This window comes from Serratia surfactantfaciens, from assembly GCF_001642805.2.
Lineage (GTDB): Bacteria > Pseudomonadota > Gammaproteobacteria > Enterobacterales > Enterobacteriaceae > Serratia > Serratia surfactantfaciens.
Map to the genome: position 1 here is coordinate 4354980 of NZ_CP016948.1, position 13226 is coordinate 4368205.

Here is a 13226-nt window from a genome sequence, read left to right on the forward strand (position 1 = left end):
CATGCAGGTGTTAATCGTAAAAACCTCCTCGATGGGGGACGTGCTGCATACGCTGCCCGCCCTGACCGACGCGCTGCAGGCCATTCCCGATATCCGCTTCGACTGGGTGGTGGAAGAAGGCTTCAGCCAAATTCCCACCTGGCACCCGGCGGTGGACCGCGTGATCCCGGTGGCCATTCGCCGCTGGCGTAAAAACTGGTTCGGCAACGACACCCGGCAGCAGCGCTGCGACTTCAAGCGCGCGCTGCAAGAACGCCGCTACGATGTGGTGATCGACGCACAGGGCCTGATCAAAAGCGCCGCGCTAATCACGCGCATCGCCAAGGGCAACAAGCATGGCCCCGACTGCAAGAGCGCACGCGAGCCGTTCGCCAGCTGGTTCTACAACGTTCGCCATGAGATAGACAAACAGCAGCACGCGGTGGAACGCACGCGCGAGCTGTTCGCCAAAAGCCTCGGTTACGACAAACCGGGCAGCTACGGCGATTACGCCATCGCCGCGCGTTTTCTCAGCAGTCCGCCGGCCGATGCCGGACAGTATTTGGTGTTTTTGCACGCTACGACCCGTGACGATAAACACTGGCCGGAGCAAAACTGGCGTGAGCTGATCGCGCTGACGGCCGACAGCGGGCTGAAGATCAAACTGCCGTGGGGCGCAGAGCATGAACATCAGCGCGCGCTGCGGTTGGCGGAAGGTTTTACGCATGTCGAGGTGCTGCCGAAACTCAGCCTGCAGCAGGTGGCCGAAGTGCTGGCCGGCGCCAAAGGGGTGGTCTCGGTCGACACCGGGCTAAGCCATTTGACCGCCGCGCTCGACAAACCGAACATCACGCTGTTCGGGCCGACCGATCCCGGCCTGATCGGCGGCTACGGGCAAAATCAGCACTCGCTGATTTCGCCGGAAAAAAGCATGGCGACAATCGACGCCGATACAGCATGGCAGGCGTTGCAAAAGGTTATAGCATGAAAAAACTGCATATTATCAACCTGGGTAAAATGGGCGGCGTCGAGCGCCTGTTCCTGCAGTACATCAACGATACCACCGACGGCAGCAACCAGGTCTTGTGCATCAGCGGTGACATTGGCGAAGAGATCCGCCGCCAGTTGCCCGCGCATCAGCCCGTCACCTTCGCCAACCGCCTAATCAATGCGCTGCCGTTGCGCTGCCCGCAGTTCCTGCGCAAATTTTTGCTGAAGTGGAAAATCGAGCGGGCGAACGCCGACGTAGTGATCGTCTGGGACCTGGTGCCGGGGCTGGCGGCCAAACCCAAGCGCGGCAAACTGGTTTACTACGATCACGGCTGCTCCTGGCGTTACCCCAAGAATAAAAAGACGCTGAGTTTCTTCGCCATGCTGGACGGCGTCATTTCCGCCTCGCACGCGTCGAAGCGGGTGATGGAGCTGCGTTTTAATCTGCCTTGCCCAAATCACGTGGTGATCAACCGCATCAAGACGCCGGCGGGGATCGCCGACGCGCCGAAAGTGCTGTCACAGCCGATCAGGATCGGCACCGCCTCGCGCCTGGTCAGCCTGAAAGGCATCAGCGTTTCGCTGCTGATGATGCAGGAATTGCTGCGGCGCGGACATGACGTCACGCTGGAAGTGGCCGGCAAAGGGCCGGATCGCGCAGCGTTCGAGGCGCTGGCGGCCCGGCTTCAGCTCGGCGATCGCGTGACTTTTAGCGGCTACCAGGACGATGTCGCCGGCTTCTTCAATCGTATGCATATCTACATGAGTACACCGATAACCGAACCGTTTGGCTTGTCTTGCATGGAATCGCTCTATTTCGGCGTGCCGGTCATTTTCCCGCAGGTTGACGGCCAGCCGGAGGCGGTGAAAGACGGCGTCTGCGGCATTGGCCTGACGCCGTCGATCACCATTGAACAACACCGACAGCTCACCGATATCGAGGTCGACTTCCCGCATGAGGTCTACGATCCGTTGACCGACAGTCTGGTGTCGCCCAAGCTGCTGTCGCATCTCGACTGTGCGGATGCCGTTGAGAAATTACTGGAGCGCGAAACCTACCAGACTCTGAGCCGCAATGCGCAGCGCTATCCTGCTGAGCATTTCAACTATGCTCAGTTCAAAGCTGAGTTCGACGACACGCTGCGATCCTTCATCGCTTAATTAAAACGTGAGCCGGAAAACACGCCCGATGCTAAAACACAGAACGCCGCACCCTGCCTTCAGCTATCTGATCTATCTGGGGTGCGCCATCGCTTTTTGTACCATTCCTTTCGGTTCCGCGACCGGACGCAATCTGTTTTACGTTTCCAGCTACATCGCCTTTATCGCCGTTTGCCTGTACCCGCGCTACTACTTCAGCAACGTTAAAAATCTGCTGCTGCCCGCACTGATGTTCAGCGTGGGCATGGGAACCATCCTCTGGATGCATCACTTCAAACAGCCGGGTGACTACATCAACATTTATCGCTCTTATATGTCGACCGGCAAACTGCAGCTCGCTACTGCGTTCATCCTGCTGATCGCGCTCAATGAGCGGTTGTGTGTGCAGCGTCTGCTGATCGTTGTAGCTCTCGTTACCGGTCTGGCGGTCAACGGCTATTCCCTCTATCAGGGGCTGCGTCTGGATATTCCGCGCGTAGAGCTCAATTTCGATCGCGCCACGGTCGCTGCCTACCTGATGACCGCCATCGATCTGGTGATGATGCAGGCCATCCTGATGCTGCGCACCCGCTACCGTCTGGTGTGGTACATTGCGGCATTCGTGCTGTCCTTCTCTGCTTTGGTGCTCACCGGCACGCGAGCGGCCATGCTGGTCTACCCGGTGGCGGTCTGCCTGTCGCTGCTGGCGACCAAGCAGCTGGTTTCCAGGAAACACAAATTTGTACTGGTCTCCTCGGTGCCAGTGTTGCTGCTCATCTGCGGGTTCGTCTTTAAAACGCAGATTGAACAACGCATTGCCGACTTCAAAACCAACATGCAACTGATCGATAAACCCGAGATAGATAACTCCATCATTTCCCGTCTGTCGATGCAGGTGATTGCATGGCGTACAGGAGCGGATGCCCCATGGGGCCAATCCGCCGAGCAGCGCGGCGAAGAGATCCGCGCGATGGTCGCACAGCAGCCTCGCCTGTCTGGCGTCATGCCCTACATCAACGTCCACCTGCATAACGAACTGCTGGAAACCTACTCGCTCAAGGGCGTCTGGGGCGCACTGCTGCTGCTGGCGCTCTATGTGGGGCTGTTCTTCTCTTCATTCCGGCCGCAGCGCAACGCGCTGCTGCTGAGCGTCAGCGCCAGTCTGTTCGTTTACGGCCTGAGCGACGTTATCTTCTTCAGCACGGAAGGCACCGCCATGTTCTGTCTGGCGCTGATCGCCGCCGTTCTTTCCGTCGCGAAACAGCCCCCTGTCCAGGAACCAACACCGTGAATCCTCAGCAGCCGCTGCTCAGCGTCATCGTGCCGTTTTATAATAATGAAGCGTTCGTTATCGCTGCGCTGGATTCGTTATTTGCACAGATTAACGACGATATCGAGGTGGTGATCATCGACGATGGCTCCACCGACGCTTCCGGCGCGCTGGTCAGCCACTATCTGGCGCAGCGGCGGCATCCGCGCGTGGTCTTTACTTCACAAGCCAACGGCGGCATTGCGCACGCCCGCAATGTCGGCCTGCAACGGGCCACCGGGCGTTATATCACTTTTCTCGACGGCGACGATCTGCTGAGCGACGACTACCTGGCGATCCTGCGGCCCTTGCTGACAGCCGGGGAAGATGACCTGATCGACTTCAATTATCAGAAGTTTACCGAACAACCGCCAACCCCGGATAACCGCGCAGTGCAGCCCGTGGCCTACGACTTTCCACAGTTGGGGCTCGGCTGCCTGCAACCGCTGTTTGCACGCTCGATGTGGCATCTCTGGAGCCGCGTGTATAAACGTACGCTGCTGGAAGGGGAAACGTTCGAAGACGGCAGGCGCTATGAAGACGTGATTTTCACGCCTTTTCAGTATTTCAAAACCCGCCGCATCGCCCATCTCGACTGCGAACTCTATTTCTATCGGGACAACAGCCAAGGCATCACCCGCAATATCAAACCCAAAGATATCGAAGATTTGCTGTTCGCCATGGAGAAAATGCTGCGTTTTGTGGCGCAGCATCCCGGGGATGAGCCGCTGCGCCGGTTGGCCGCCCTGATGCTGGCCAACTGCTTTTCCGAGGTGAAAAGCATGTCGAAGACGGTATACGGCTATTATCATTACGCGCCGGCAACGCTGCATATCCTGCATCGCACCGCTGAGATCTGCCGCAACAGCGACGTGCCGAGCAAAAAAGTCCGCCAGATGCGCTATGCGCGCGTGGATACCTTTCTTTCGAGACTGCACGGGCGTAAGCCGCACTAACCGCATCGGCCAGGCGGCCGATGCGGTGCCGCACCTCTAGCGCGCTAAAGGCACGTGCGCGACCAACTCATCATAAATCCGCTGCGGCTGGATGACTCCCATCGGGCTTTCTGCCTCCAGCGGCATCGTATAGCCGGTACGCGACACCTGAATGATGCGGTGCAGTTCAGCATCCTGAATCGGGCCGGTAGAGCGTGAGTCGGCGGTCACGAACAGGCTGATGGTTTTCACTTTCAGCGCCACCGCCAGATGCAGCGGCCCGGTATCGCCGGTGACCAGAACATGAAAACTGTCGATCAGCGTCAGCAAGCCTTGCAGCCCCGTTTTACCGATCTGGTTATCCACGCAGGCCTGCGTTTGCGGGCCGATCAGGCTCATAAACTGCTTTGCCTTGCCGTCGTCAAACTGTGCGCCAATGAGTACGATGCGCACATTAGGGTGCTTCGCCACCAGTTCATCGGCCAGCCGCGCATAGTGCGAAACCGGCCAGCAACGCGACTCTGTTGACGCCCCCAGTTGAAAACCGATGGTAGGATGCTCGCTGCTTTTGACGCCGCGCTGATAGTCCACGGGAATTTCCATCGTCGGATCGTCGCTGCGGCAACCCAGGATGGAAATCAGCTCCAGTTTGCGGCGCACGAAGTGGCCGTAATAATGGAAGATGTAGTTGGTCAGCCAAGGCTCCAGCCCGCAAATGCCTGAGCTGTAGTTATCCCTGATAATGTACTTCGCCCCGGCCAGTACGGCGCTGATGATGTCATAAGGCAGGTGGGAGTGCAGAATCAGCGCCAAATCCGGCCGATGTTCGCGCAGCGATTTCAGCAATGGACGTATCGTCTTGATCTTGCTGTCCCAATACACCACGCGATCGTAATAACGACCGTTTTCCACCAGCTCGCGGTTTTTCTTGTGCACCACCAGCGTGATGTGGGCGCTGGGGTAGCGTTCCCTCATCGCCCTCAGCGCCGGCGTGTTGAACATGAAGTCGCCCAACGCCGTGGTGGAATAGATGACGATATTGTCAAACTGTTGGGCGCCGTCAAACGTCGCCTTGTCCTGAAAACGGCCGTATTTCGCCGTATAGCGGCGCAAGAACCAGTCGGCAACCTTGATTTTCCATTTCTTCGACATGTGAGTTCTTAGTTCGCTTTAAGTTGATAATACTCGGCCAGCGTCATGCCCACCGTACGCTGCTGCAGCCAGTCAAACAGCTGTTCCAGATCGCGGTACAGCACTTCGATATCCTGCTCGGTCTTGAACGTCGGGCTGCCGCCCGGCATAAATTCGGAGGAGTGCAGCATAAATTCGACGTAGTCATGCCCCTGCGCCAGCGACGCCTCAGCCACGCCTATCATCTTGTCCACATTGCCGCCGCTCGGGCGCAGCCAGTTGACGGATGGCGAGCGCCGCTTGCCGCGCAGCCGGTCATACCCCTGCTTGAACGCATTCATCAGCGCCGAGTGCTTGTACTGAATGCTCATCGGCACTTCCAGCAGCGACGAAGCGCCCGGTTTGGCGATGTTCTGCGGATCGATGAAATAGGCCTGCGACGGGAAGCGGCTGTAATCCGTGCCGCCGTTGCCCCGCGGATTGCCCGGCGAAAACTGCCAGTTGACCCGCGGCGTGACCGAGCAGTCCACCTGATAACCGTATTCCAGCAGCAGCGAGGCATAGTATTCGTTGAACGCCCAGCGGCCGGCGCGATGGCTGAGCATCTTGGTCTGGAAAGCGTCTTCCAGCAGCTTGGTCATGTGATCGACCTTGGCGCGGATCTGATCGGCGGGATACTCGATCAAATAAGGTTTGTGGCGCCAGTCGTCGTCGGTCAGCGGCGTCAGCGGCGGGCTGTTCCAGGCGTGCAGGTGCATCCCCACCTCGCCGGCGTCGCGGGCGATCACGTCGCGCGCAAACTCGACGTAAGCCGGGTCCATCGCCATTTCATAGTTGGTGAGATAAACCGGTTTGAAGGCGTATTTTTCGCACAGCGCCTGAAAGCGCGGCAAGAAACGCGTGTTTTCGGTCGCGATGCGATCGTGGTTTTGCCACAGATTATCGCCTTCGGTATCAATGGTGATGAGAAACGCCGGTTTAGTCATGAATATCGAGCCTGATATCAACAGAATGCACTATGTTACGCAGGCCGTTTCGCCAGGGCAAACGACTTTGCTGCCTGGTTTGGACAACGTTGAGACGCATTCGTCCCCGACCCGGCGATTTTTTTGCCGCTCGGCAAGAAAACCGTGCAACAGTAGCCACATGCGATCGGGTCATTTAGAATCAAAGATTGGTTTCCCAGAAAGCGACTCATGATGAACGACGCGCCAGCCCTAACTTCCGCCCCATCCGTACAGCGTATTCTGATCATAAAACTGCGCCACCACGGCGATATGCTGCTGGTCACGCCGGTCATCAACAGCCTGCGGCAAAACTACCCGCAGGCGCAGATCGATGTGCTGCTGTATCAGGAAACGCGGGAGATGCTGGCCAGTAATCCGGAGCTGTCGACCCTGTTCGCCATCGATCGTCAATGGAAAAAGCAGGGCACCCGCGCACACCTGGGGCACGAACTGGCGCTGCTGCGCCGCCTGAAAGCGCAGCGCTACGATCTGGTGGTCAACCTGGCCGATCAGTGGCGCAGCGCCATCCTCACGCGCCTGACCGGCGCGCGCATCCGTCTGGGCTTCGATTTTCCCAAACGCCGCGGCTTCGTGTGGCGCCACTGTCACACGCAGCTGGTACCGGTAGACAATCACGCCCGCCTGCATACCGTCGAACAGAATCTCTCATTGCTGGCACCGCTGAACCTGCCCGCGCTCAATGAACGTGTGACCATGAGTTATGATCCAAAGGATTGGCAGGCTTGTGAGCAACTGTTGCAGAAACAGGGTGTCGCCGGCGGTTATATTGTGGTGCAGCCTACGTCGCGCTGGTTCTTCAAATGTTGGAGCGAAGAGAAGATGGCCGCCACCCTCACCGCCTTACAGGCGGACGGCCACCAGTTGGTGATCACCTCCGGCCCTGACGCCAGAGAAAAAGCCATGGTGGAGCGCATTTTGGCGCTCAGCCCGCCGCAGGGCGTGATCTCGTTGGCCGGGCAACTGACGCTGCGCCAATTGGCCGCCTTAATCGATCACGCCAAACTGTTTATCGGCGTGGATTCGGTGCCGATGCACATGGCCGCTGCGCTGCAAACGCCATGCATAGCGCTGTTCGGCCCTTCCAAGCTGACCTTCTGGCGGCCATGGCAGGCTACCGGCGCCGTGATCTGGGCCGGTGACTTCGGTGAACTGCCCGATCCGGACGCCATCGATACCGGCACCGACGAACGGTATCTCGACCTTATTCCTACAGACGCGGTGATTGCAGCCGCGCGGAGCACGCTGGCATGAAAGCATTTCGTTTGGCGATCGTTCGCCAAAAATACCGCCCGGACGGCGGAGCCGAACGTTTCGTTTCCCGCGCCCTGGAGGCGCTGGAGCAACAGGATCTCGATCTGAACGTCATCACTCGCGAATGGCAGGGTGACGCCAATCCCAACTGGCACATCCACCTGTGCAACCCGTTAAAGCTCGGCCGCATCAGCCGCGAACGGGGGTTCGCCGTGGCGGCCAGGGCGCTGTGGCAGAAAGAGCGCTTCGATTTAGTACAAAGCCACGAGCGCATTCCCGGCTGCGACATCTACCGCGCCGGCGACGGCGTACATCGCCGCTGGCTGCTGCAACGCGCGCGTCTGCTGCCGGAATGGCGGCGCAAATGGCTGTTTTCAAACCGCTATCACCGCTACGTGATGTGCGCCGAACGCGCCATGTACGCTGCGCCAGAGCTGAAAGCCGTCATCTGCAACGCCGAGATGATCAAGCAGGAGATCATCGCCGACTTTGGCGTGCCCGCCGACAAGATCACGGTGATCTATAACGCCATCGACAATCAGAAATTCCCGCCCGCCGACGAGGCCCTGCGCCGCGGCCTGCGCGAACAATATCAGATCCCGCAACAGGCGCACTGCCTGATCTTTGTCGGCTCCGGTTTCGAGCGTAAAGGGCTGGCCGCCGCCATCCGCGCCGTGGCGGCGACCGACAGCCATCTCATGGTGGTCGGCAAAGACAAGGCCGAAAAACGCTACCGTGCGTTGGCGCAGTCGCTGGGCTGCAGCGATCGCATTCACTTTATGGGCGTGCAGAAGCAGACCTTGCCGTTCTACCAGGCGGCGGACGCGCTGCTGCTGCCGACGCTGTACGATCCGTTCCCCAACGTGATTTTGGAAGCGATGTCATGCGGCCTGCCGGTTGTCACCAGCACCACCTGCGGTGGCGCCGAATTTATCACCCCTGGCGAAAACGGCTTCGTCACCGATGCGCTCGACGTGCCGGCCATCACGGAGGCTATCCGCGCGCTGCCGCGCCAAGCGCTGGGATCATCCATGGGCGAAGCGGCGAGATTGCGCATTATGACGGCTACGCCGGCGCATCTCTCCGAACAGCTGATTTCTCTCTATAACCGGTTACTGGACTAGCTATGCGTATTCTGATGATCATCGACGGCCTGCCGGGAGGCGGCGCGGAAAAAGTGGTGCTGACCCTGTGTCAGGGTATGCAGCAACAGGGGCATGACGTCAGCCTTATCTCGCTGCGCGACGTCTGCAATTACCCTATCCCGTCAGGCATTGATTATCAGGTGGTGGCCGATCGCAGCCGTGCCCCCTGGCGCAAGCTGACCGAGCTGTCGCGCCGCGCCGCTGCGCTGGATCGGGCGATAGCCGAACACGAACGCCAACACGGCGCGTTCGATCTGGTGTTCTCCAACCTGCATAAAACCGATCGCATCGTCAGCCGCAGCAAGCGGTTGGCCACGGATCGTCTGTGGTTCTGCATTCACGGCATTCTCTCCACCTCCTACCTCGGCCACCGCAAGGGCCTGGACCGCTGGCTGAAGCAGCGCAAAATCGCCAACGTTTACCAGGGGAGAAATATCGTCGCCGTTTCACAGGCGGTCGGCGACGATCTGCAGCAGAACTTGCCGATCCGCCCGCGCCGGCTGGCGGTCATCAACAACCCGTTCGACATCGACGCCATCCAGCAACAGGCCGCGGTGCCTTGCGAACTGGCCGGCCAGGACTATTTGGTGCATGTCGGCCGTTTTCACCCCGCAAAGCGGCATGACCGGCTGCTGAAAGCCTATGCGCAGTCCGGCATTCAGGCGCCATTGGCCTTGATCGGTACCGGAGACGACGCCAGAGTCGCCGACGCCAAACGCCTGGCGGCGGAGCTAGGCATCGCAGAACGCGTGCTGTTTCTCGGTTTTCAGGCCAATCCCTACCCGTTTATTCGCCATGCCTCACTGCTGGTGCTCAGCTCCGACAGCGAAGGGTTCGGTAACGTGCTGGTAGAATCGCTGCTGTGCGGCACGCCGGTGGTCAGCACCCGTTGTCCGGGTGGCCCTGCGGAAATTCTGGAAAAAGCCGGAATGGCTAACGCGCTGGCGGAATTAAGCGAAGCGTCGCTGGCAGCAAAAATGGCGGAAATTTACGCCAAGCCGCCGCAGATAAATCAACAGCAATTGCTGAGCTATGGGCTGGAACCTATTTGCCGCCAATATCTGGAACTGAAAAAACAATAATAAAGAAATAAATAAGGCAGGAGACGCCTGCCTTATTTTCTTCGCTAGTTGAGCGCCTGCATTTTCTGCCAAACTTCATCGACAGAAACATCTTCACAGTGCCCAGACTCACTTTGCAAAATATGATGACGACCGGTCCATGGATGCCAAGACGCTTTATCGGTATCGCCAAAGAACACCACCATATCCTTATTCAACGCAGCGGCAAGATGCATCTGCCCGCCGTCGCTGCACAGCACCCGAACGCATAAATCAAACCCGCCCAACAGCTCACGTACCGAGGCCGTCGGATAAAGCGCGACGCGTTCGTTTTGGCATAGCGCCAACAGCTGTTCTGCGCGCTGCTGGTCGCCGATGTCGTCCGGCGCCAGCGTACCCTGCGGCGACCAGAAAATCAGCACGCCGGTGTGGGGATCGGCAGTCAGACGGTTGATGATTTCGGCATAGCGCTCAACCGGCCAGCGCCTTTTCGGGCTGCGGCTGCTGATATGCACGGCGCAGACTCGTTCGACCGGCGGCAGACGTTCCAGCAACCGCTGCGCCGCCAGCTGCCGCTCTTCCGGCGTCAGAAACACCCGCACCGGAGGGATTGGAATGGATTTATCGGTGATCGCCGATAAATAGCTGTAGGTATGTTCGACCTGATGGAGGCCGCGGAAATCGTCCTTGCGAAACGGGCGATCAATATCTTTCGTGCCCAAATCGGCGCCGATAATATGGGTTGCGCCGGCCATTTTCGCTAAACGCAGGCTGTATTTGCAAGGTACCGGATTGGCCAGAATGACCGCATCGAACTTTATTTTGCGCAGCTTCAGGAAGATCATCAGACGTTCGAAATAAACGCCCAACGTCGTTTCATTTTTCGCCTTATGCTTGGCCTTTTTATAGACAAAAACTTTCTCGAGATGAGGGTTGTTTTTAACAACGTCCTGGCTGACTTTATTGATCAGCAGATAAACTTTAGCGTCTGGATAGGCAATTTTCACCCCTTCGATCAGAGGCGTGGTGCAAACAAGATCGCCGATGTTATCGCGGCGAATAATTAAAATATTCTTCATTCCGAGCCTATCGGCGAAATCGCTCGCCGGTTGTCTGAAACTGACACCCAAGGTTACCAAATTAGCGCCTTTCCCTTCCAGTTATGGTACTATTCCGAATAACCCATATAAATGAAATTGATAGAATGTTGCTGCGTTTATATCAGGTACTACTCTACCTCATCCAACCCCTGATCTGGCTCCGCTTACTGCTGCGCAGCCGCAAAGCTCCAGCCTACCGTAAACGCTGGGCGGAACGCTATGGCTTCTGCGCCGGGAAAGTCGTGCCAGGCGGCATCATGCTGCATTCCGTCTCCGTCGGCGAAACGCTGGCGGCCATCCCGCTGGTGCGGGCACTACGCCACCGTTACCCCGCTTTGCCGATAACTGTGACCACAATGACCCCAACAGGTTCAGAACGCGTCCAGTCCGCTTTCGGCAAAGACGTGCATCATGTCTATCTGCCCTACGATCTGCCCGGTTCCATGAACCGCTTCCTCGACCAGGTGAATCCCAAGCTGGTGATCATTATGGAAACCGAGCTATGGCCTAACCTGATCAACGCGCTGCATCAGCGGCAGATCCCCCTGGTGATCGCCAATGCACGTCTGTCGGCACGCTCCGCCGCTGGCTATAAGAAAATTGGCGGGTTCATGCGCGATATGCTGCGCCGCATTACGCTGATCGCCGCACAGAACCAGGAAGACGGCGATCGGTTTATCGAACTGGGCCTGAAACGCTCTCAGCTGGCCGTCACCGGCAGCCTGAAATTCGATATCTCCGTCACCCCGGAGCTGGCCGCCCGCGCCGTTACGCTGCGCCGCCAATGGGCGCCGCGCCGCCCGGTGTGGATCGCCACCAGCACCCATGAGGGTGAAGAAACCATCCTGCTGGAAGCGCATCGCAAACTGCTGGAAAAACACCCCGACCTGCTGCTGATCCTGGTGCCGCGTCACCCGGAACGCTTCCCGACCGCCAAAGAGCTGGTGCAGAAAGCCGGCTTCAGCTACACCCTGCGCAGCAGCGGCGAAATCCCATCCGGCAGCACTCAGGTAGTGATCGGCGATACCATGGGCGAGCTGATGCTGCTGTACGGCATCGCCGATCTGGCCTTTGTCGGCGGCAGCCTGGTGGAACGTGGCGGGCACAACCCGCTGGAAGCTGCCGCGCACGCCATCCCGGTGCTGATGGGCCCGCACACCTTCAACTTTAAAGACATTTGCGCCAAGCTTTCGCAGGCCGAAGGCCTGATCACCGTGACCGATGTCGATTCGCTGGTGAAGGAAGTGGAAACCCTGCTGACCGACGAAGACTACCGCCGCTACTACGGCCGCCATGCGGTGGAAGTGTTGTATCAGAATCAGGGAGCGTTGCAGCGCCTGCTGCAGCTGCTGGAACCGCACCTGCCGCCCCGGAGTCACTGAATGAGCAGCCGCAAAAGCCTGTCGGTGGTGATGATCGCCAAAAACGAAGCCGGGCTGTTGCCGGACTGTCTGCGCTCGGTCGAGTGGGCCGATGAAATCATTGTGCTGGACTCCGGCAGCGAAGACGACAGCGTCACCGTCGCCGAAAGCCTGGGTGCCAAAGTCTTCACGCACACCGACTGGCAAGGGTTTGGCAAGCAGCGTCAGCTGGCGCAAAGCTACGCCAGCCATGACTACGTTTTGATGATCGACGCCGACGAACGCGTCACGCCCGAGCTGCGGCAATCTATCGAACAGGTGTTGAACGCGCCGGACGACGGCGCCGTCTACAGCTGCGCGCGGCGCAATCTGTTCCTTGGCCGCTTCATGCGCCACAGCGGCTGGTATCCCGACCGCGTCAACCGCCTGTACGCCAACCAACGCTATCGCTATAACAACGATCTGGTGCACGAATCGCTGAACATCGGCGATGCTAAAGTCATCCCCCTCAGCGGCGATATGCTGCACCTGACCTGCCGCGATTTCTTCGCCTTCCAGCGTAAACAGCTGCGCTACGCCGAAGAGTGGGCCACCCAGCGCCACCGGGCCGGCAAGCGCTGCGGCTACCTGTCTATCCTGACCCACACGCTCGGCGCCTTCGTCAAAACCTGGCTGCTGCGCGCCGGCTTCCTGGACGGTAAACAGGGGTTGCTGTTAGCGGTGGTCAACGCGCAATATACCTTCAATAAATATGCCGCATTATGGGCATTGGGCCGCAACTACTCAGAGAAGTGAA

At 58.7% G+C, this 13226-nt stretch carries 12 protein-coding genes; 9 read left to right on the forward strand and 3 right to left on the reverse strand.

Going from position 1 to position 13226, the window contains the following annotated elements:
• Position 1 precedes the first annotated feature (1 nt).
• The 4 genes from rfaC to ATE40_RS20405 are packed head-to-tail and all read left to right on the forward strand — an operon-like array spanning position 2 to position 4374.
• Positions 2 to 967: a lipopolysaccharide heptosyltransferase RfaC gene (rfaC, locus tag ATE40_RS20390; RefSeq protein ID WP_019452210.1), complete on the forward strand. Its 966-nt coding sequence runs from the start codon at positions 2 to 4 to the stop codon at positions 965 to 967.
• Positions 964 to 2130 (forward strand): glycosyltransferase, encoded by a 1167-nt coding sequence (locus tag ATE40_RS20395; RefSeq protein WP_063918320.1) that lies wholly within the window; start codon positions 964 to 966, stop codon positions 2128 to 2130. The genes rfaC and ATE40_RS20395 overlap by 4 nt, the downstream gene beginning before the upstream one ends.
• Before the next feature lie 28 nt (positions 2131 to 2158).
• Positions 2159 to 3400, forward strand: a complete 1242-nt coding sequence (locus ATE40_RS20400) for an O-antigen ligase family protein (RefSeq protein WP_063918319.1) — start codon at positions 2159 to 2161, stop codon at positions 3398 to 3400.
• Entirely contained in the window at positions 3397 to 4374 is a 978-nt protein-coding gene (locus ATE40_RS20405) for a glycosyltransferase (protein WP_063918318.1), read from the forward strand. Before ATE40_RS20400 ends, ATE40_RS20405 begins: the two co-directional genes overlap by 4 nt.
• Positions 4375 to 4410: 36 nt before the next feature.
• Here ATE40_RS20405 and ATE40_RS20410 read toward each other — a convergent pair whose 3' ends face one another.
• Together ATE40_RS20410 and ATE40_RS20415 are read right to left on the reverse strand one after the other, a co-directional pair.
• Positions 4411 to 5505, reverse strand: a complete 1095-nt coding sequence (locus ATE40_RS20410) for a glycosyltransferase family 9 protein (RefSeq protein ID WP_063918317.1) — start codon at positions 5503 to 5505, stop codon at positions 4411 to 4413.
• A gap of 8 nt (positions 5506 to 5513) precedes the next feature.
• Positions 5514 to 6470 (reverse strand): polysaccharide deacetylase family protein, encoded by a 957-nt coding sequence (locus ATE40_RS20415; RefSeq protein WP_019452205.1) that lies wholly within the window; start codon positions 6468 to 6470, stop codon positions 5514 to 5516.
• A 210-nt stretch (positions 6471 to 6680) separates the two neighbouring features.
• On the opposite strand from ATE40_RS20415, the gene rfaQ reads away from it, so the two are divergent.
• Genes rfaQ through ATE40_RS20430 form a run of 3 tightly spaced genes read left to right on the forward strand, consistent with a single transcriptional unit; the run spans position 6681 to position 9990 of the window.
• Entirely contained in the window at positions 6681 to 7763 is a 1083-nt protein-coding gene (rfaQ, locus tag ATE40_RS20420) for a putative lipopolysaccharide heptosyltransferase III (RefSeq protein ID WP_019452204.1), read from the forward strand.
• The gene (locus tag ATE40_RS20425; RefSeq protein WP_063918316.1) at positions 7760 to 8887 is read left to right on the forward strand and encodes a glycosyltransferase family 4 protein; all 1128 of its coding nucleotides are present in this window, start codon (positions 7760 to 7762) and stop codon (positions 8885 to 8887) included. The genes rfaQ and ATE40_RS20425 overlap by 4 nt, the downstream gene beginning before the upstream one ends.
• Before the next feature lie 2 nt (positions 8888 to 8889).
• A complete protein-coding gene (locus ATE40_RS20430; protein ID WP_063918315.1) occupies positions 8890 to 9990 on the forward strand; it encodes a glycosyltransferase in 1101 nt (366 codons plus the stop codon).
• A gap of 44 nt (positions 9991 to 10034) precedes the next feature.
• Here the strand turns inward: ATE40_RS20430 and ATE40_RS20435 are convergent, their stop codons facing one another.
• Complete coding sequence (locus tag ATE40_RS20435) at positions 10035 to 11048, reverse strand: glycosyltransferase family 9 protein (protein WP_063918314.1); 1014 nt, start codon at positions 11046 to 11048, stop codon at positions 10035 to 10037.
• 125 nt (positions 11049 to 11173) lie between these two features.
• Between ATE40_RS20435 and waaA the strand changes: the two genes are divergently transcribed.
• Positions 11174 to 12451, forward strand: a complete 1278-nt coding sequence (gene waaA / locus ATE40_RS20440) for a lipid IV(A) 3-deoxy-D-manno-octulosonic acid transferase (RefSeq protein WP_019452200.1) — start codon at positions 11174 to 11176, stop codon at positions 12449 to 12451.
• Positions 12452 to 13225 (forward strand): glycosyltransferase family 2 protein, encoded by a 774-nt coding sequence (locus tag ATE40_RS20445; RefSeq protein WP_063918313.1) that lies wholly within the window; start codon positions 12452 to 12454, stop codon positions 13223 to 13225. It abuts the gene before it with no gap.
• Position 13226: the final 1 nt, after the last annotated feature.

Coding starts and splice junctions, on each gene's coding strand:
- rfaC (WP_019452210.1), top strand. CDS start 2: ATGCAGGTGTTAATCGTAAAAACCTCCTCGATGGGGGACGTGCTGCAT.
- ATE40_RS20395 (WP_063918320.1), top strand. CDS start 964: ATGAAAAAACTGCATATTATCAACCTGGGTAAAATGGGCGGCGTCGAG.
- ATE40_RS20400 (WP_063918319.1), top strand. CDS start 2,159: ATGCTAAAACACAGAACGCCGCACCCTGCCTTCAGCTATCTGATCTAT.
- ATE40_RS20410 (WP_063918317.1), bottom strand. CDS start 5,505: ATGTCGAAGAAATGGAAAATCAAGGTTGCCGACTGGTTCTTGCGCCGC.
- ATE40_RS20415 (WP_019452205.1), bottom strand. CDS start 6,470: ATGACTAAACCGGCGTTTCTCATCACCATTGATACCGAAGGCGATAAT.
- rfaQ (WP_019452204.1), top strand. CDS start 6,681: ATGATGAACGACGCGCCAGCCCTAACTTCCGCCCCATCCGTACAGCGT.
- ATE40_RS20425 (WP_063918316.1), top strand. CDS start 7,760: ATGAAAGCATTTCGTTTGGCGATCGTTCGCCAAAAATACCGCCCGGAC.
- ATE40_RS20430 (WP_063918315.1), top strand. CDS start 8,890: ATGCGTATTCTGATGATCATCGACGGCCTGCCGGGAGGCGGCGCGGAA.
- ATE40_RS20435 (WP_063918314.1), bottom strand. CDS start 11,048: ATGAAGAATATTTTAATTATTCGCCGCGATAACATCGGCGATCTTGTT.
- waaA (WP_019452200.1), top strand. CDS start 11,174: ATGTTGCTGCGTTTATATCAGGTACTACTCTACCTCATCCAACCCCTG.
- ATE40_RS20445 (WP_063918313.1), top strand. CDS start 12,452: ATGAGCAGCCGCAAAAGCCTGTCGGTGGTGATGATCGCCAAAAACGAA.